We start from the raw sequence: 21,450 nt of genomic DNA, 5'->3' as shown, positions 1-21,450 counted from the left end.
GGCTGAGAAGGTATAGCTCGGGTTCGCTTCTGTAGAAGTAATACCCGTTCCAAAATCCCATTCGTAGCTGACTTCGCCTTCCGCATCACTGCTGTTGTCCCCGGTAAAATTCACCGGCAATGGAGCAAAACCTTCGGTCACATCTGCTTCGGCTACTGCTACCGGTGCCTCATTGGCTGAGGTTGTTCCTTCTATGGCAATTCCGGAAATACTTGGCCGGTTCGCACTTGGGGCAAGTGTGATTTCCAGAATACCATCCGCCACTTCTATCTCGTTGAATGTCAATTTCAGCGGCTCATTTCCTGATTCCAGGAAGAAGTCCAAATCATCTTGAACAAGCTGGCCTTCCATCAGGATGTCAAACACCCTGCTGCCTGCGCTACCACTCACTACTTTGCCAAAATACAATTCGTTGTGATAGGTACTGACGGTATAGGTACCATTGGGTACTGCTATGCTTAAGGTCAGCGGGGCCAGATTTGCTCCGGAACCTCTCTCGGTCTGGAACAGGGCATCCGTGCTGGCTGCTACGTTGGTGTAGGTATGATCGGTATCGTAGTAGGCAGGAAGATTTGCATCACCTGCAAACGTTTTACCTTCATAGCTTACATCGGCTGAGCCACCTGTATTCAGATAGAGGGTGAAATCGGGAACTACCGGTTCTTCAGCAATACTCAAAATCTCAAATGCGGCCAACTTGGGTTGATCAGTTCCGCCATCTGCAGACAGCGCAGAGAAGTCCATGTTCAGTTCACCGTCAGACACCTCTACTTCAAAGGTTCGTGTGGTAGGTGTCTGGGTTCCTACTTCCGCATTGATATCAAAGTTATCCAACAGAAGTTGTTCTTCAATACTCACGTCAAAAACCCGCTGGCCGGCTGCAGCACTGCCTCCACCTCCTGTGGCACCATGGTAAATTTCTGCGAAATGCAGGATGACCTCATAGTTACCGTTGGCTAAGGGTACATTATAGCCAAATACTTTAGGTGTAGAGCTGCGCTCTGTCTGGTACAAGGATGGCACGGTAGCGTTGGTATTGGAGTAGGTTTTACCTCCTTCAAAATAATTGTCAGCTACAAACACCTTATCCTCATAGCTCACCTCTGGTCCACCGGCATTTACCCTGATGGCTACAGAAGGCTGTACGCCAGGTGATGTTACGACCACCTGAATCTGCTGCACATCTTCATTGCCGTTTGTATCGGTCACAGTCAGGGTCACATTGAATGTACCTGGCTGGGTAAAGGTATAATCAGGATTCGCCTCAGAAGAAGTATCCCCATTTCCGAAATCCCAGAGATAGGTTACATCACCCTGATCATCACTACTGCCTGAGCCGTCAAAAGCGACTGTAAGTGGCGCATCACCAGTGGTTACGCTCGCTTCAGGAACGGCTACCGGAGGCAGGTTTTCCTGAACTTCAATGGTGAGCGTTGCCTGATCGGATTCACCATTATCATCGGTAATCGTCAGCGACACAGTATAAGTTCCTGCCGAAGTAAAGGTATGGACAGGACTCACTGTCGTAGCCGTATTGCCGTCATCAAAATCCCACAGGTATTCGACGATATTGGTATTTGACTCGGATTGCGTTCCATCAAACTGTACTGTCAATGGCGCCAAACCTTGCTGCACATCTGACTCAGCTACTGCCAGAGGTCCATCCAAATCTACCACTTTAATGAGTTGTGTCGCAGAATTTTCAAGACCGCTCTCATCGGTCAGCGTCAACACCACTTCAAATTCACCTATATTGTTGTAGGTATAGGTAGGATTCGGTACCGTAGAGGTATTTCCATCTCCAAAGTCCCAGGCATAGCTTACGATCTCACCTTCATCGGTGGAATTATCGCTGCTGAATGCCACAGTAAGTGGTACCCTGCCTTCGGTGACATCAGACTCCAGTACAACCACGGGCGCCTTATTGATAATCAGGTTCATTTCGGCATCTGCAGTCAATCCGTTCAGGTCTGTAGCTGTGACGATAAGACTATAATTGTTCTCTTCATCCAGAGGAACCGTTCCTGCCAATACACCCTGTTCACTGATGTTCAACCATGCAGGTACTGCGCCTCCACCGGCAAGTGACAGACTGTATTGCAGTTTGTTACCAGGATATCCTTTATCAAAGGAACCCGACAGATCTGTGCTGAAGGAATCACCGATATTAACCATATAATCAGCAAGGTCTTCTGCGGTCGGTACCGCCTCAGGCCTGATGTTGATGTAATAGAATGTATTGTCATTCCAGTCACAGTTGGCTGAACCTGCGCCGCAACCGTTCTGCACAAAATCCTGAAGGACGATGTACTCATTTGGAATGATGTTTCCATCTCTGTCAATGGCCTTGTAAATTCTCAGTCCAAGCAGATCCGGACGATTTCCATTGATGTTGTTTCCACCACTGGAGAGATAGCTGGCGACCGAGATCCTGAAAGCCTGATTGATGGTGTTGGCCATATCGAAGTTAACGGTTTCGTTATCCCCGGCTTTGGGAAGCAGGGTCTGATACCAGTCTGCCTGATGGCCAAAGTTTATACCACCTACCGTACCGGTTCCATCTACTTCTACCAATCGTGAACCATTACTGGAAGGCCCACCATGAAGTGCAGAGAGTTGGATCCCAATTACCGGTTTGGTAGGATCTGCCTGTACAAAATTGTCAGACAGGATCATGTCTCCCTCATAGCCGGCATCAATATTGGCCGGGTCAGGATAATTTGAGCTTGGCCTGTAGGTGATGGTATTGGGTGGATTGATGGTACCATCATCATTGACGATACTCAACATGCTGGTCTTGAATCCAAAGGCATCAAACACCTGCTGCGCATCAATTTCTTTTCCACCCTCAGGTACCGGTACATATCCCCCATGCAGGGTAGCTACGGCTTTGACCCCATTATCGGCATTGCTGACAATTTCAATACTCTCCTTCATCAGTGTAGTATTGTTGCCGTTCTGACCGATAAATGTCAGTGACAGGTCTCTCGAGGCTCCTGGTTCAATTACCAGCGGCAAGGTCGTTGACTCAATTCCCTGAGGCACGATATTGTAAATAAATCGGTTTTCATCAGATATATTGATCTCGTCGATCACCAATGGCTCGGTTCCGGTGTTGTTCAGTCGCATGACATTCCCGTCATGGAACCTGGCGCCGGTAGAACCGGTATTGTTGATCCTGTAGAAGGTAAAGTAATCTTCTGCAGGGAAACCTCTGTCGGTACCCGGCACTTTGGTCATGTTCTCTATTTCGACCAATGCGCCCGTTGGCTCTTCAATGCTGAAGGAATAATTTCTCGAGGTCACATTGCCGTTGGCATCTTCAGCTTCTATCAGCAACTGATACTCTCCGGCATCGGAAAGCACTACCGGCTCACCATATTCTTCGAAGGAGGCACCATTCACACTATACTCCAGCCTCACTATTGCACCGCTTTCGCTTTGATCCGCTGCTTCCAGTGAAACAGAGACAGGCCCTCTGTATATGCCCTCCTCAGCTTCAAGGCCTTCGAAGAATGCACTCAGCGTGGGTGGCAAGGCCGCAGTGTTGATTGGTGCGATACGGATATAATTTGGCTTGGCATTCACACCTTCAGGTGCCAGCGCCAGTCTCAGCTTGCCATCCGTCACTTCGACCATTTCGGTGTTGTCAAAGAAGGTCAGGTTTTCCGGATTGCCGGCTTCCTGATTGAAGTCGATCACACGCACACCATTCACATCCAGGGCATGGTAGCTATCGGTAAAGTCAGGGTCACCTACGCTGATGTTTACGTTATACAATCCATTGGGCAATTCCACCACCCAGTCTCTTTGTGGGTAGGTGGCGGCTGTTCGGTGCCCGATGATGGTAAAGGTGTTGCGCAATGGATCCTCATCGGCCACAGTGTTTCGGTTTCTTGCGTTTACGCTGGCATCCGCAGGATTATCGGTACCGGGTTCTACCCATCCAAAGTTCAATTGACCCTGGTCAGTTGTTTGCAGGGCATAGGGAGCACCCAGGTCGTCTATATATCCCTCGGGAGATGCTGAAATCTGTTCTGGTGTCTGGAAATTAAATTGATAAACATATACGGCTTCCTGAGTAATGTTGACCCGGACTTCCAGCGTAGCTTCCACATAATTGGGCGCTGTTGCGGAAAGTGTAGCCGTATAGTTGCCAAGTGCCAAACCAGACTTGTCAAAACTGATTTCAAACGGAGTTCCCAACTCGAAGGAACCCGGCAGCGTAAGCCGGTCATCCGAACTGCTCAGGCTCACCTCTCCTGCAGTCAGGCCGCCATTGGCATTCAGGGTAATTTCCTGAACGATAGGTTCACTGTCGTTGACGGTTCCATTCAGGCTGATTACCTCAGGATCAAAACTCAATCGAAGTGTGCCGTCCTCGAAAGGAATCACATTTTCGATTACGAACATGTAATCCTGATAGTCTCCATTGTCAGCATCTTCATAGGTAACAAGATAGCTGTTGTCCACCAGATTGCCTTGTCTGTCTTTTACAGGATAGGTTCTTACCCTTCTGGCAACACCACCGGTATTCAGGTCATCTTCAGTAAAGTTGCTTCTGCCAAATACGTTGGAGGTTACATACAGACCGAATACCGCACCCTGTGGATCAAAATTATCTGTTCCATCCGAGATATCCGGGTAGAGCGTCTGGTGCTGCCCGAATACTCCGGACATCACGCCCACCTCATTCAGGACAACATCCTCATCTCTGGTATACCAGCCGAAAGGAATCTCCTCGTTGGGAGAGTACCTGCCCACAGGAATGATATTTACCTGACCAGGCCCGGCTTTCACCCATTGCTGCACCAGCACTTCTTCTCCCTTCAATACTTGTTGTGTACCATCGGCCAGACTAGTCCATCCCACATCGATACCTATTCCCAAAGCATCCACTACATCCTGCAGTGGTGGTTCGTTCCCACCTTCATAGCCGGTTTTCTTCAGCGCATGGAGCCCTACTTCAAACTCTGGCTGATCCGGGTTGTCGGTAGCGAATACCAGCACTGCCTCCTGATAACCCAGGTTGCTGTTATTGAGGTCCGGTGCATAGGTCACCGTATAGTTGACATCCTCTCCTGGTTCGAGCGTAATACTACCGGAAGGACTTACCGGATTGTATTGATCTGCAAACGGTCCGCTGATACTTACTCCCGTAATGGTCACACTTTCGTTACCTTCATTGGTCAGGAGCACAGACTTACTCTGCGACTGATCTCCCGCCGTATTATTGGTGGTTTCAAACAGCAACTCCTCAGGTTCTGCCACCAATTCCGGTTTTAAAGTAGCCGGAATGGCTGCCCGCAGTAAAGTCAGTCTCGGGATACCGTTGTTGTCCCGGTCGTATTCGGAGACATAAATATTTCCTGTCTTCGGATCCTCCACCAGATCAAGGGGATCATCAAATCCGCTCAAGCCAGGAATCTGGTTGTAAACTTCACCAATGTTGCCATTGTTGTTGGGCTCCATGACGAAGATATCATCCTGTCCGCTGAATCTCACTACCATCAGTAATCCCTGAAGTTTTCCATCGAAGGCGTCGCTCTTGTACTCGATTACACCATTTGGTGACTTGTTGTTACCAAAGTCATAGGCTGGAGTACGGTAGTTTGGATCCGGGCCCAGCGTAGTTGGGTATTTGGACACATCCCTGTACGGTGCGGTTTCCTGGCCAGGCACGCCACTGTAAGGCATACCTCCGTGATTCAGGACAAATTCACCCCGGTATGGATTGGGGTGTCCGTGATAGCTACCTCCCTGGGTTTTGAACAACCAGTCCTTCTGTGTTTCTCCGCCTGTAAGTGCAGGGGCAAAAGGAATGCTGGTCAATCCGTCTATTCTCCTGGCCAACGGATAGTCGTTTGTGGATGGAGAATTTGGCGAATTGTTATTGTTGCCGGCAGTTCCATTGGTGGGCACATAAAGCCAGCCATTGGAGTGCCATACTAAGTCATAAGCGTTTCGAATGCCCGTCGCAAAAATGGTCACCGGAGAATCGGCCGAGTATGGGTTATAGGTAGACCCATCCCCCATCAGCAGTCCATTTGCCGGAGCGGCATTGATCACTGCGATATCGTCTGTGGTGTACACACTCAAAGGCAGATTGGCCGGTAACTTGTCCAGGTCTACCTGCAGCACTGCAGCAGCCAGCAATCTTTCCGGACGGTTGTTCCATGCCGGATCGGGTGCACCACCTGCCGAATTGCTTCCCTGAGCAATGTACATCAGGCCGCTCTCGTCAAATGCAAGGCTGTTGGTGAGGTGGTCCTTGGTAGAACGTGGCAAATGAATTACCAGGTCTTCCACGGTCGAAAGATCCGGACCAGACAGTCTGGTTAGCTTGCCATCCCAGGCAGGACCATTGCTTAGTGATGCTGCGCTGTGGGTCACATAGGCAATCAGGTTATCCGCAGTGGATGCGGGATCGAATACCAACCCAATGATCAGGCGATCATCGCCCGCACTGATTCCCGTCTCAGGGTGTGGAGAGCCACTTAGCGCAGGTGTCAACACTTCCAGGTTGCTCAGGGTACCATCAGCTTCTATCTCCCATCTGAAGATCTCTCCATCTCCCTGGAAGTTTCCAACTGTACTTGCATATAGCTTACCATCAGGTCCTATCACCAGACTCGAAAACCGCTCATTAATGGTACCCTCGCCAAGTTCAACACCGCCAGGCACAGTTGTAAAAGCCACTCCTTCCAGATCTCTCACCGGTACAGGCAAGTCATCCAGAGTACCAGTAGTAAACCTGGATTCAAAAGTTGCAAAGGTCAACCTGTCGGAAAGGTCTCCCGAACGATTGGCTTCCACTCCGGTGATTCTGAAAATATAAGTGGTGTTTTCTTTCCAGCTACCAATAGGTGTCAAGGTGATGGCATCCCCACCACCTGTATCATTGGAATTACTTGGTACCAATACTTCGCCATCCTGGGTCAACTCGTAGAGATTGACATTTCCGGCAAGGGTACTCTTATCCAATTCATATCCATCTGGCGTGAGAATTTCCACATTCACCTGTAAGTCGTTCAATGATACGTTAGTGGCATTATTTGCGGGTGTTACGTTGGTAAATACCGGAACATCAGAGCCTGAGGTCTGCACGATTTCCAATGAATGGATCTTGGTATTGAATCCTCCCTGAGCGTCTACAGTCAGCCTTCCATCCAGCACATTCACCGTTACAGTGGCACTGGTCATTCGGCTGGCCGCTCCGTCAGCTCCTGCAGGCACAAAATCAGCTACCGCATTCACACCTTCTACATTGATAGTATGGGATGGAGTGGTTCCCTCCTGGGTGTCCACTTGCGGATCTCCTACCCCTACAGTGACTTCATAAGTCCCGTTTGGTACCTCCGTTTCCCAGATACCTTCGGTATTGATCCCATTTGTCCCGCCTACATCACCATATTGCATGTGAATAATGGTATTCTGAATGAGGTTCACGCCAGGCAGATCCCTGTTTCGGGTATTGTCTGTCAGGTTAAGGCCGGTCTGTCCATTGGAGGTCAACCAGCCATAGGTCCTTCCTTCTCCACGGTCACCATAAGGCGCACCGCTATCTCGGATGTATCCCGCAGGAATATCATCGATCGGTCTGGAGAAGTTGATCTTGATCGGATCAAAATCCGTATCCGGCAACTGATCTGGTGTTACAGAGAATTCAGTAAAGGTATACTGCACCTCTGCCACTGTTTCCCTGCGCTTGCTGGCAAATATGCCGGCAAAAGTCAGGTCATTGTGAGCCGGGTTACCATTGAGGTAAACCGCAGGAAGGGCCACGGAACCAAGTTCGGTTTCTGCTCCTCCATTGAGGCTGTAATATCCTGTCAGTAAATTATTTTCAACATCTACATACAAGCGCAGGGTTACTGCACTGCTATGAAGTCCAGCGACATTTGTCGCCTGTATATTGTTCGCTGCGTCCGCAGGAGCCAATCCGTTGATTTCGCGAAGGATTTCCACCTTGCCCCCATTGGCTACAACCAGTTTCACAAAGTTGTCTTCATTCAGACCAAACCAGATACCCGCCTGTTCAGAATTGTCGCTTCCATCACTGAAAGGATTAAGTACGGTGGTTCGGATGCTGAAATTGCCATATCCGGTGGCATCAATACCTACTCCCAGGGTATTGATCTGGGAATTGACATCTGTGCTGGTGGTATTGGTGGTTCCATTGGTCCTGTAAGCAATTCCATTGGCGGCATTGATCAGCAGGTTTCCATTGGTCAACTCCAGTCTTTCAGGTTCGTAACCAGGTACATTCGGATAGGATACCGGTGCATCTACCTGCAGTCGGGCAGAAGGATTGTCCACCATGGTAAAGCCGGTGTTGCCCAATCCACCTTCATCTCCGCTAAACTGCAGGCTAAATGGCAGACCTACCTCCAGCTCATCACAATCCAGCAAGCTTATTGGTGAGCATCCAGTGGTCTCTCCATCAAAAGGTCTTACATTTCTGGCAATGACCACAATGTCCTGATAGTCAAATCCACTGATATGTTCTTCTGTGGCAATGATATAGGCATTGGACTCTCCCGGTAAAGCATAGACCCTGATATGATGTGGTATGGCCCCACTGAAAGTATTCAGCGCATCTTCACTGTACAGGAAGCGGTTTCCGAAGAATGGCCACCTGTTGTAGAAACCAAAGCTTCCCGTCCCCGGATCAAAGGAAGTACTTCCGTTGATGACCGGATTGAGAGTCTGTGCGTTTCCGGTAATGGTGTTTTGCGCCGTGAAAAGCTCCTGGGTAGATCCACCATCGGTGCTGTTGTACCAGCCAAATCCTACTATTGGATTGCTGCCATCCGGACCATATATGCCCAGCACCTCAATTTCTACCGGCGCATCAGTGGCGCGCTGGAAGAACTGGATATCCAGTTCATCGCCAAGCAGGTTGTTGTAAGACTGTCCGGTAGGCAGATTGATCAGATTGGTAGAAGGATCGGTATCGCCTACGTTGACCAGACCCTGGCCGAGCTGGGTATCCAGGATCCATTGCAGGGAAGGCTCATTGTTTCCTCCGTTTCCTGTTTTACCCAATCCACTCAAACTGATCTGAACGGGATCTGCACCATTGCCGGAAAGCGTCAACTGAGCAAATTTAGGTCCGTTGCTCGTGGGGTCAAAAGTGACCGTAAAGGAAGCGGAGTTTTGGGAAGCCACCGTGGTGGGAAGTCCCGAAACCGAGAATTGATTGCTATGGGTGCCACTGATTTCAGCAGTGATCCCCTCCAGAGGCGCATTACCCAGGTTGGACAGTAATATTTCCTCGGAGTAAACAGACTCATTGACTCCTGTGGTGATGGCATCCCCACTGATCGCGTCCTTGCTGACGGCAATGGAAGGTGCAGGGGCAGCCTGGTTACTTGGCTTCAGCAGCACGATTTCATTCCTGGCATAATCTGATACATAGATGTTTCCTGTATTGACATCTTCGATCAGATCCAGCGGATCGCCAAATCCGGTAAATCCGGGAATGCCTTCCTTAAAAGTAGCAATATCCCCATTAGGTCCGTCTGGTACCAGGGCGATGATATCACTGCCTCCACTGTAGCGCACTACCAAAAGGGCACCGGTCAGGTTACCATTTTCAGCATTGCTGCGGTATTCGATAACGCCATTTGGCGATTTGTTAAATTCAAAATCAAAAGCGGTGCCCCGGTAATTAATATCCGGTTCCACACCATTGTATTTGTCCACATCCGCATCCCCTCGGTTCATGACAAACTCTCCGCGGAACGGATTGGGATGACCGTAGTACCCCAATCCGGACGAAGGATTCATCCTGAATAGCCAATCCCTTTGCACATTATTATTATTGGCGGCAGGAATGGGAGGAAAATCAGGATCGGAATGATCGTAGATGCTGCCATCAGGCCTTCTGGTCCCGCTTACAGATGCAGGCGAATTGCTTCCCCCGGCGGTACCATTGGCGGGCACATAAAGCTGGCCATTGGAATGCCAAACCAAATCATAGGCATTTCTTACCCCAGTGGCAAATAATGTCAATGGTGCATCCACGTAATACGGATTGTACATGCCGTCCAGTACAGGTGAATTAACATCTACATTGTTGATGGCCGTCTGGTTCCTTGTTGTCATTACATCCAGGGGAAGCGTGGCAGGCAGTTTGTCCAGGTCCAGTTTCAGCGTTGCTGCGGAAAGCAGGCTTTCCTCCCTGTTGCCCCAGGCACCGTCAGGTGCTCCTCCGGCACTGTTGCTGCCCTGATTGAAGTAAAGCACGTTTGGTTCTCCGGGTCTGAATGCAATGCTATTGGTGAGGTGATCCCTCAGAGATCTGGGCAGGTTGGTCACCAGCAATTCCTCATTTTCCAAATTCGCTCCGGTCAGTCGGGAAAGTTTTCCGTCCCAATCCGGTGCACTGCTCAAACCGGCAGAGTTGTGCGAAACATAGGCGATCAGATTTCCTGCTGTTGCCGAAGGGTCAAATTCCAGTCCAACAGCCGTTCTTCCTCCGTAAGCATTTTTCCAGCTACTGAGGGTTTGCTTGCCGGAAAGGGTACCGTCAGCATTGATGGTCCAGCGATGGATATCACCACCTATGGTCAATCCATACAATTTATCATCCGGACCTATGGTCAGCGTAGTGTACTTGTCGCCGGTTGCCACTGCCCCCTGTTTGGTAAAGGATACATTGTCCAGGTCAGTTACCGGTCCGGTGCTTCCTCCTGCTCCTGTGGTAAAGGAAGAAGTAAAGAACGCAAAGGTTTCTCCGGTAAGGTCTTTTACCCCGTCTACTTCAAAAACATAAGTGGTATTGGCTTCCAAAGGCAGGTTTGGCACCAGATTGATGGCATCTCCTCCACCTGTCCCGTTTACACTTGCTCCTACAGGTGTATTGTTGCCCTGCTTGAAAAGTTTTACCGTGTTGTTGGTAATGGTGCTGTTGTCCACACTGGTCAGTCCATCCTCATTTGGATTGGGCAGGAAAAGGTTGTTGGCAGAAATACTGCTATTGACAGGCACATTAACTGCCCCATCCGCAGGATTTACGCCAAGGATACTTGGTGTTTGTACTCCCCCGGCACTGGAACTGATTTGCACATAATTGATCTTGGTATTGAAACCATCGCCAGGATCAAGGGTCAGCCTGCCATCCGTAACGGTGACTACCAGCGTGGCCGTAGTAAAACGGCTTGGCGCTCCGGCATCCCCGGTGGGGACAAAGGCATTGATCGCATTTACTCCCTCCACATTGATGGTATGGGAAGGGGTATCCTCAACCGATCCATCAATGTTGGGATCACCTACCGCAACGGTTACGCTATAGGTACCATTCGGTACTTCAATTTCCCATTTCGCATCAGGAAGGTATCCATTGGCGGCATTGTCCGAAACATCCCCGTATTGCATGTGGGAAAGGGTGTTTTGCAGAAGGCTTACGCCCGCTACTTCCCGGTTTCTTCCATTCAGGGTTAGGTCTGCCGGAGAATCATTAGCAGCATCCAGCCAGCCAAAGCTGAAGCCATTGCCCCTGTCCCCATAAGCATCCCCCGCATCGCGGACGTATCCTGATGGAGCTGCCGTTTCCGGATCAGAGAAATTGATATTCAAATCAAAATCAGGTGTTCCCGGATCAACAGTTGCTTCCGTAATCTCCAGGATCACCTCCATTTCAGCATTGGTATAACCCAAATCGGGCTGGTCGATCGCTATGACTGTAGTGGAATAAGTGCCTACAGGCAAGTCTTCCTTCACCCCAAATTCAAGGGTTCCCAGACCCGGATTGGTGGGAAGAATCAACCACTCTCCGGAATCCGGATCGTCAGATAGCACCACCTCGGGCGTCCCAAAGCTGGCAGTCAGATCAACCACCTGAGCTGCAATGTCAGCACCTTGTTCGCCGGAGAAAGTCAATTGTGTTGCAGAGAAACCCAGACTCAATTCCGGACTTTCCTGCTCCACAGAGAAATAAGCAAAATCCGTGTCAAATGGACTGTTACCATTCCTGTAGGAAGAATAAATCCCTGCAAAGGCCATAGCTGCATTATCCCCTACGCTGATTCCATTCAGGTATTCCTGTGGCAGCACAAGTGCATCCAATCCGGTCTTACTAAGTTGTACAAAAGCTCCTGCCCCTATGGCATAATAACCTTTGATACTCATGTCAGATGGATCAATGACTAACCTCAGGGTCACATCCTGCCCGGCTACTCCCACATCGTTGACCTGTATCTGGTCGGGTGAAGTGGCTCCATTCTCGGACAGGGCATTGATCTCCCTTCGGATCTCCACATTGTCTGCATTGACATTCAGTTTGACAAAGTTATCTTCATCCAGACCGAACCATATTCCGGACTGGGCTGAAGTACCCACTGTATTGATGTTCAGCAATTGCGTTTCGATCACCAATGGCTGGCTCAGGTCAGTCAGGCCAACCCCCAGACTATTTACCTGGGTATTGGTATTGGCACTTTGGCCGGGATTCAGGTATGCTATCCCTTTGGAGGCAGTTAAAGTAAGGTTACCCCCGTTGATTTCTGTTTTCGACGGCTCGTAGCCAACGACATTTTCATAAGTTACCGGCAAATCGGCTGCAAGCCGGTCTGCACCGTGCGGATCAACCATGGTGAATCCGGTGCCCAGGCCATTGCCATCCTGCAGGCCTCCTTCGGTACCGTCAAATTCCAGACGTAAAGGAAGCGCTTTGGCTATGCCGTTACAATCCAGTAAACTCCATGGCGAACAGGGCAGCGGGTCTGCTATAACTACCGTTACAGTCCAGTCCTGCTGGCTGCCATCGGCCGCCGTAACGCTATACACTACCGGGCTGCTGAAATCCTGCGCTACGCCACTTTCAGGGGAGGCACTGGCCCCATCGGAAAGTGTAAATTCAGGAGCCAGGGCTGTAATATCCGTGCCAAAGGGCACGTTAAAGGTGACGGAAGCATTTTCTGTGTCGATATCGCCTGTATTGCCCAGACCTGCAAGAGAAAATGCCAGTATATTTTTTTCCGAACTTAAGTTTTCTTCTTCAATTTCTTCGGTCACCACTTCGCTGTAATCGGTACTCAGGCGTACCGGCCCGATTTTCCCGTCGTTGGTGGATGCCGAACTGATAAAAAGCCGTCCGATTTTAGGGGTACCGGAAACCGTTTGTGTGCCTGCTGTGATCCAGGCGTTGGCTGACTCCGCCAATTTCGGATCAATGGTCCACTGGTAACTGATGCTGGAAGCTCCATCCCATACACCTTTCACGAGAAACTGAATGGTTTCTCCAAATGCCACTTCTGCCGTGCCATTGTCAGACGCTGGAACACCCAGGCCGATTCGGGCAATCAATCCGGTAGCCCCTCCTTTGGCCATCTGCAACCGCACCCATGGTGTAGAAGGAGAATCCTCGTCAATGCGGATGGCTGTCCTGATCCTGTCTCCTGCACCAGCGCCAAAGCCGCTAATATTGAAATAGGTAGCAAAATAGAAGGGAACATTAGGCGTCAGACTTACCGGATTGTCTGTCAACGGGATCAGGTCATGCGCATGATTGCCCAGAGAAAAATCAAGAGAATGGCTGGTATTTGGGCTTAAACCTTCACTTAACACCGGAATGGAAGCATCCCCGGCGTTCTCCTTCAGCCATTGTGAGCTTGCTATCTCATGCAAATTGCCGGTACCATAGCCGTCAAAATTTTCTATAAAAGAAAAATCAGCCGATAAAGCAGTAACGGTCACGGTCCATACTTTCTGGCTGCCATCTTCAGCCGTGACCGTATAGTTCACCGGGCTGGAAAAGTCCTGAACCGCTCCGGATGCAGGCACCGAGCTGGCCAGGTCCGAAAGGGTAAAAGTCGGTGTCAGTGCACTGAGATCCGTACCCGAAGCCACAGAAAGCTCAATCGTCCCTGCCTGCTGATCGATCACTGCATCATCTGCCTGCTCAGGAAGGCTAAAATTAAAAATATCTTTGTCAGAACTGGCGGTCAGTGGCAGTATTTCAATGGCCTGGATCAGCGCATTGTTTTCTGTAGCCAGAAACTGCATGTTCAGTTCGCCATCACTAACCGTCACGTTGTTTTGGATAATACCCAATGCACCCCTACCGAAAACAGCAAAAAGATCCAGGTTATCTTGTACCACATCACCTTCCATGATGATGTCAAAAATCCGTGCTCCCGCTGCATTATGGTAATTTTCCACCATGTGTACACGCACAGTGTAATCCCCATTGGCTATTGGAAAATTATAGCCGAAATTTGCTCCAAACCTCCTGGGATAGTAAAGGTCTTGATGACCTCCCGGTACCAGATAGGGTTCCTGGATTTGAGTCAGAGATGCTTCGGTCTCCCCGGTTTCCACCAGGTAATCCGTATTTTCTGCGACAAAGAGATCCCCCTCTTTGGTGTAATCAAATCCCGCCACATTCATTCGGTAGGGAACACTGATCAGGCTTGGATCCACCACTGGATCGGCCTCAATGGAAAAATCCTGGAAAAGAACAGTGATGGGTTCACTCGCTGCGGCATTTCTGTGGCTGGTAAAGATGCCGGAATAGCTTGTACCGGTGAGATAGGATGCAGGCACCGGACGGCTGCTGCCCTCAGGACCGCTTACCGGTACTTCTTCACCCGCACCCAGACGGTAAAAACCCTGTACCGTACCGGACACAGGGTCAAATTCCAGACGCAGGTTTATCGGACCTGTATCCGTTGACAAGTTGCTGGTATTGATTTCGAGAAAAGCCGTCTGGCTGGACGTATTGTCCATGTTTTCCACCTGAAGCTGAATCTTCCATTGGTTGGGACTGCCATTTTTGACAACTACCAATTTGACGTAATGGTCTTCATCCTTGCCCAACCAGATTCCTGCCTGCTGTGAGCTGTTGCCCGAACTCGTTCCGAAATCCGGATTGATCATGGTGGCGGAAACACTAAACTTACCTGAAGGCAGCTCCAATCCAGCACCCAGGGCATTAACCTGAGAATTGGTGTTGCTGCTGGATGGACTTCCGGAAGGCTGGCTGTAAAAAATGCCCTTGGTACTGGTGATGGCCAGGCCTGTGGCATCCCGACTGATCAGCGAAGGCTCATAACCCGGAACATCCGGATTTGTCGGACTGGTCAGGGGGGCGCTGGGTTCCAATACCATGGTAAATCCGGATTCGGAAAGTCCCCCCTGATCTGTAGAAAAATCAAGGTTAATGGGCAAGCCTACCTCGATTTGGTCACAGTCAAGCGGACTGATGCCGGGGCAGGGTGCTTCCCGAAAACGATAAAGGCCTGGGAGGTCCGCAGATGCTGCTGAACCCCCGGAAATAACTGGCCTATCGACCGGATCCGGTCCGGGACCAGATAGCGCAGGATAGGATGCATTGACTTGCGACCCTGTGGTGTTAAAAAATAACAGCAACAAACAGAGCGCTTTGAGCAAATAAAGGTGCTTCATGTGTACAAAATGGTTTGATAATAATTCCAGAATCTTACATCAGCAAAGCAGACTATTGTATTCTAACAAGATGGTAAAAAATACAAAGACTATCGTGAACTAATGTTTACTCGAAATTCAAAAAACGTATATGTGTATTTAAAAAACAAATTTTTTGATTTAAAAATTTTTTGATGTGGTTTTTGACAACAATTTGGGGAAGTTTATACACATTTTTTAAAACACTTAAAAATTATATATTCTTGGAATATTTCAAATAATATCTTAGAAAACCATTTTATGTAAGAAAAAATAATGAAAAAACAAAAGTTAGAAATTCCGAAAACTTATTTTTTTTAGCATCCGGTTTTTTTTTATTCAAATTTTTATTATGGAGCGAAAAGTGGATCATTAAATTTATATCTCAACCCCGAGAACCAAAAAGATTTAACCTATCCAATTTATATAACTTAAATAATTTTTTTATTTACTTTTCTGTTTTTTGCGTTACCGAGGAAATTGACAAATAGACGCCAGCTGGCCCGGGGGGAAACATCAAATCGGAACAGGATTAGGAGGAAGAGAATAAAGAAATGCGTTTAGGCTAGAGCCCCTGCAGGAAGTCCTGAAATTCCTGATTGTCAAAATTGCTCATGCCTTCCTGGTAGAAAACAATTTCTCCTTCCGGACTGACGACCAGAGTGGTAGGAATGGCCTGACTCTGAAGCGAAGGATTGAGGCCGTATGCGGCATGGACAATGGGAAAGGAAAACTCTCGATCCTCAACAAATTCAATGCTTTTGTTAAAATCATCATCCAGGGCAATCATGAGAAAAACCACCTTTTCATCGTCCTTTACCTTGTCATAAAGACTGGAAATGTGCGGCATTTCTGCCCTGCAGGGAGGACACCAGGTCGCCCACAGATTGATGAAGATGGTCTTTCCCCGGTACTGGGAAAGACCTACCCGGTCACCATATTCGTCGAGAAACTGTCCGGTAAAATCGAATGCTTCCTTCTCTTTGTTTTCCAGAAGCACCATGGGCTTGATCAGCCCGGTAGAGAGCAACACAGATTGCAGCCCGCCCACGATAGGAGTAATCAGGCCTGAAAAGTACAAAAAGCCAAAAATCCCCAGCATGATACCCCAGCTTTTTAATTCTTTCTTCCAATTCATAAACGGCTAATTTTCAACAAAACTACCTTTTTTCAGGAAAACATCCCGTGACTTTTCTCACAAGCTTATGAATAACGAAAGATTTATTTACATTTGTAAAAAAAACATGAAAAAATCCAGACTTTTAATTCTTATTCTTCTATGCTTATTTTTTATCCAAACCACTCTTCTTAAAGCACAGGTGCATGTAGGCATTTATCAGGGAGGCATTCTGAACCATATTGGTTTGGGCACCAATCCGGAAAATACGATTTTTGGAGAAGCCCGTATACTGGCGGGCGATGTGATTAATCCCTATATCGGACTGGAAGCCCTGGGGCATTACAACTTCAAACAAAGTGACTGGTACAATGCCCATGCCGGATTAATGGTGGGTTATACAGAATTTGACGATGGTAGATTTGGACTACCTGTGGGACTCAGTATCAAGCCGATAGCAGCCCACCGTCAGTTTTCTCTATTGCTGGAAGGGACGCCCATGTACGCTTTTAACTTCAGCTTCAGGGCCCTGATTGGACTGCGATATACATTTGGCAAGGAAAATCAGTAGCCATATTTCTTACCCCATAATAGCCGCAACTGCTTTCGCAGGTCATTTTCCCGTGCATTGTTGCCGGGGTCATAGAGCTTGGTATTTTTTAATTCGTCAGGCAAATACTCCTGATGGATGAAATTGTTTTCAAAATCATGGGCATATTGATAGGATTTGCCGTAATCCAGGTCTTTCATCAGTTTTGTAGGTGCATTACGCAGGTGCAGGGGCACGGGCAAATCTCCCTCCTGCCGCACCAATGCCTGTGCCTGATTGATGGCTGTGTAGCTGGCATTGCTCTTGGGACTGGACGCCAGGTAGGTGACACATTGTGACAAAATGATCCTCGCTTCCGGATAGCCAATGATATTCACGGCCTGAAAACAATTGGTTGCAAGAAGTAAGGCATTTGGATTGGCGTTTCCTATGTCTTCAGAGGCCAGTATTATCAGTCTCCTGGCAATAAACTTCAGGTCCTCTCCTCCCTCAATCATTCTGGCCAGCCAATAAACCGCTGCATTGGGGTCAGAGCCACGGATAGACTTGATGAAGGCCGAAATGATGTCGTAGTGCTGTTCTCCCGATTTATCGTACAGGGCCACTTTCTGTTGCGATACCTGCATGACACGTTCATTTTCGACCAGGATTTCTTCCTCCCGGAAGCTCTCAATGACCATTTCCAGTAGGTTGAGCAATTTCCTTCCATCGCCCCCTGAGATTTTCAAAAGGGCATCGGTTTCTTTCAATACCACTTTTTTATTTTTGAGCACGGTATCGTGTTCCAGGGCTTGCCGCATCATGGCTTCCAGCTCCTTCCTTCCCAATGGGTTTAAGGTGAACACCTGACAGCGGGAGAGCAGGGCCGCATTTACTTCGAAAGAAGGATTTTCCGTCGTGGCTCCTATTAGCCGGATGGTACCTTTCTCTACTGCCCCGAGTAAAGCATCCTGCTGAGATTTATTGAAGCGGTGGATTTCATCGATGAAAAGTACTACTCCCTGCTGAAAACGGGCCTTCTGTATCACCTCGCGGATATCTTTCACGCCAGAACTGATGGCACTCAGGGTATAGAAGGGAGCCCTGACTTCATTGGCGATGATGTTGGCGATCGTCGTTTTACCCACCCCCGGAGGGCCCCAAAGAATCAGAGACGGCACGGTACCGGCCCTAATTGCTTTGTACAGGAAAGTCCCGGGACCAGAAAGGTGCTCCTGCCCAATCAGGTCTTCGAGCCTTGCCGGCCGCATGCGTTCTGCGAGGGGTGTCTGGTCCATCATGGATGATAATAAGCTTTAATTTGTGGATTTTACAAGGTACTTTTCCAATTGGCCAGCCTGGCCTCCAGGGCTTCCAGGTGCCGGTCTTCAATATCCAAATGGGTCACCATTCGGATCTGATCATTTCCGAATTTCACTGCCCGGATATTCTTCTCAGCCAATTGCTCCAAAAAGGATTCGGGGCTTATTTTATCCAGGCGGGCAATCAGAATATTGGTCGATACCGGCAAAATTTCCCGAACATGGGGAAGCTTCTGCATGATCTCACCTATGATCCTGGCCCGTATATGGTCATCTTCCAGTCTGGACACATGATGATCCAGGGCGTAAATACCTGCCGCTGCCAACATCCCTGCCTGGCGCATGCCCCCTCCCATTGCTTTTCGAATCTTACGGGCTTTTTTGATATCCGACTGCTTTCCCAGCAGTACTGAGCCTACCGGACATCCCAGGCCCTTGCTGAGGCAGATAGAAATGGTGTCAAACATCCTGCCCCATTCATAGGCGCGGTCTCCGGAATGGATCAGTGCATTAAAAAGGCGGGCACCATCCAGATGCAGCTTGAGTCCGGTTTCTTTGCATAACTGCCTGATGGGACGTACTTCCGCCAGATGGTAAACGCTTCCTCCACCCTTATTCATGGTATTTTCCAGGGAAACCAATGCTGTTTCCGGCGCATGATCGTCGTCAGGATTGATGACATGCCGGATGCTTTCTGCATCAATTTTACCCAGTTCTCCATCCAATAATCTAACGGAAGCGTGGCTATTGGACATGATGCCTCCTCCCTCGTAGAGGTAAATGTGAGACTGTTTGTGGCATACTACCTCTGTCTGGGGCTGCGTATGCAGCCGGATAGCGATCTGGTTGGTCATGGTTCCGGAGGGGCAGAAAAGCCCCGCTTCCATGCCAAATATGCCAGCGAGTTTTGCTTCCAGCTGCCGTACTGTAGGGTCCTCGCCAAAAACATCGTCTCCCAGACTGGCCATCATCATGGCTTCCTTCATTTCCCTGGTAGGCTGGGTAAGGGTATCACTGCGCAGGTCTATGACCCAATTTTCCTCCGACATGCTGTTTAGTCTTTTTTGGTAAAAAATTGATCCAAACTCCCGCCACCCTGACGGTTGAGCACATCCTCCATGTCCAGTAATTCCAGGTTTAGTGCATGGTTCGAAATCTGGAGTTCCATCAGGGATATGGCCAGGGAAATCAACAGACAGAGCATGCTTCCCATAAAGACCCAATTGGCAGCGGTGATGAATTCCTGGTAAAGCAGAAACATGCATATTACGCAGAGCAGAAAACTCAATACCCCAAAAATCTGCATGTTTCTGATCATGTATAAGCGCTTTCGAAGGTTTTTTATCTGGCCGATCAGTACGTTTTCCTGACCGCTGTTTTCCAGGTATCTTTCATGCAAGCCACGGATCAGGTTGGCCATGGCCAGAAAACGATTGGTATAAGCGAGCATCAGCAGTGTAATGGCTGAAAAGAGCAGCCCGGGTGTTGATAGTTGTAGTTCCATATTTGGGTTTGGGAGCGTTCCGGCCACAAGTTAAAATAAATAAAAATCCCGTCAACCTTTCAGGCGATCCTGGTGCTAATGCGGAAACCAGGGCTTGCTACAATGGTAGTGGTATCCGGGATACCCGACAGATACTGCCGGACAAATCCTTTAACGATAAAACGGTTTTTAGCTAACCTCTCCCAGCACCACCAGCTTTTCCAGTGTGGGACTTTCACTACCTCCCCGGGGCTCTATGGTAATGGCAAAGGCCTGCGCTGCTCCTGCAGCCTGCATGTGCTGCAGGTTCAGCCTCTCGGAGGGGTTAACCAGTCCTATACCTACAGGTCCATCTGCTCCTATAGCCCATAGCTGGTAATCGCTGTTTTCATCGAGATCAGCAAGCTGGTTTACCGAAAGCAGTACTTCACTACTCTCTTTATCCCAGAATACATCCACAAGGGCATCTTCCTGCATGGGAAGTCCCTCTCCCTTCATTGGAATCCGTTCAAAATTACCGGAGAGCAAGCGCTCCATACTTTGATCCAGCTCATCAAACCTGACCTGATTGCTCCGGGCATCATCGGCCAGAATGGCGTTTTGCTCCAGTGCCACTGCATACCTTTCCTCCGCGTCAAAATAGCTGTAAGCAAAATAAGCGGCAGCAGCTATCGCCAATACCGCAGTAAGGGAAGCAGCCACTGCAAAAGGTTTCCATGGATTTGCTCCGGGATATAGTTTTACTTCCTTTTCCACAGATTCCGGCCGACCAGGCCGGTCCGGAGACTCCTGAGCGGGAAGGGAAGCTTCAAGGCTGGAGAAAATTCTATCTTTTACTTCCGCAGAGGGCTTCTTTCCGGAAGCTTTGTCAAAGGCAAACATGGCAGCTTCTATGGCCTTTAGCTCTTCCTGTATTTCAGGATATTTCCTGGCCATGGAAAGTACTTCCTGCTGCTCCGTTTCGTTGAGGTCACCCAAAACGAAAAGCTCCAATTTTCCGGACGATATGTAGTTTTGGATATCCACTAGATTATATCAGCTTTCTTTTTCAACACATTGATCGCGGACCGGACCCTGGATTTAACTGTCCCCAGAGGAATGTTGTATTTTTCGGCTACTTCGGTATGGGTGTAGCCTTTGAAATAGATACATTCCATAATAAATCTTTGCTCCTCGTTCAGATCTTCCATCAATTCCCTGACGCCGATTCCATCCACTGCCGCTGCTGTGTCTGACCCGCTTTCCATAGCATATACGTAATCATCTATGGTATTGGTCTTACTGCTTTTTGAAAATTCTTTGGACCTCGTTTTATCGATCGCCGAATTCCGGCAAATATTGGCCATCCATGTATACAGTCGCCCCTTGGCGGGGTCGTAGCTATCGATCTTTTGGTTGATCTTCAGGAAGGCGTCGTGAAACACTTCCTCTGCCAGATCCGCATCATAAATGATCCGGCAGATAATGCCAAACAAAGCACCGGAATATTTTTCGTACAAATATTCCTGAACCTGTCTGTCTCTGGCCCTGAGCCCCTGTATCAATGCATGTTCTTCCAAAAAACCTGTTG

8 protein-coding genes are annotated in these 21,450 nt (G+C 48.8%); 1 reads left to right on the top strand and 7 read right to left on the bottom strand.

From position 1 onward, the window contains the following. Together BUB19_RS14295 and BUB19_RS14290 are read right to left on the bottom strand one after the other, a co-directional pair. Positions 1–15,411, bottom strand: a 15,411-nt coding sequence (locus tag BUB19_RS14295; RefSeq protein ID WP_143156045.1) for a malectin domain-containing carbohydrate-binding protein, incomplete at its 3' end; no start/stop codon positions are given. A gap of 583 nt (positions 15,412–15,994) precedes the next feature. Beyond that, positions 15,995–16,567 carry a TlpA family protein disulfide reductase gene (locus BUB19_RS14290; protein ID WP_073095247.1) on the bottom strand — a complete coding sequence of 191 codons (573 nt, stop codon included), beginning with the start codon at positions 16,565–16,567 and terminating at the stop codon, positions 15,995–15,997. Between the two features lie 106 nt (positions 16,568–16,673). Between BUB19_RS14290 and BUB19_RS14285 the strand changes: the two genes are divergently transcribed. Continuing rightward, on the top strand, positions 16,674–17,117 hold the full coding sequence (locus tag BUB19_RS14285) for a hypothetical protein (RefSeq protein ID WP_073095314.1): 444 nt from the start codon (positions 16,674–16,676) through the stop codon (positions 17,115–17,117). On the opposite strand, the gene BUB19_RS14280 is transcribed toward BUB19_RS14285, so the two are convergent. The 5 genes from BUB19_RS14280 to BUB19_RS14260 form a co-directional block, all read right to left on the bottom strand. Next, positions 17,111–18,373, bottom strand: a complete 1,263-nt coding sequence (locus BUB19_RS14280; RefSeq protein ID WP_178371500.1) for a replication-associated recombination protein A — start codon at positions 18,371–18,373, stop codon at positions 17,111–17,113. The genes BUB19_RS14285 and BUB19_RS14280 overlap by 7 nt on opposite strands. 32 nt (positions 18,374–18,405) lie before the next feature. Then, positions 18,406–19,446, bottom strand: coding sequence for a threonine aldolase family protein (locus tag BUB19_RS14275; protein ID WP_073095245.1), 1,041 nt, complete (start codon positions 19,444–19,446; stop codon positions 18,406–18,408). 5 nt (positions 19,447–19,451) lie between these two features. Beyond that, entirely contained in the window at positions 19,452–19,901 is a 450-nt protein-coding gene (locus tag BUB19_RS14270; protein ID WP_073095244.1) for a DUF2721 domain-containing protein, read from the bottom strand. A gap of 168 nt (positions 19,902–20,069) precedes the next feature. Further along, a complete protein-coding gene (locus BUB19_RS14265) occupies positions 20,070–20,906 on the bottom strand; it encodes an anti-sigma factor (RefSeq protein WP_073095243.1) in 837 nt (278 codons plus the stop codon). Next, the gene (locus BUB19_RS14260) at positions 20,906–21,439 is read right to left on the bottom strand and encodes an RNA polymerase sigma factor (RefSeq protein WP_073095242.1); all 534 of its coding nucleotides are present in this window, start codon (positions 21,437–21,439) and stop codon (positions 20,906–20,908) included. Before BUB19_RS14260 ends, BUB19_RS14265 begins: the two co-directional genes overlap by 1 nt. Positions 21,440–21,450 lie beyond the last annotated feature (11 nt).

It is taken from the genome of Cyclobacterium lianum, from assembly GCF_900143075.1.
GTDB classification, from domain to species: domain Bacteria; phylum Bacteroidota; class Bacteroidia; order Cytophagales; family Cyclobacteriaceae; genus Cyclobacterium; species Cyclobacterium lianum.
The sequence above is the reverse complement of the archived record's forward strand: the minus strand, read 5'-3'. Positions and strand labels throughout refer to the sequence as shown.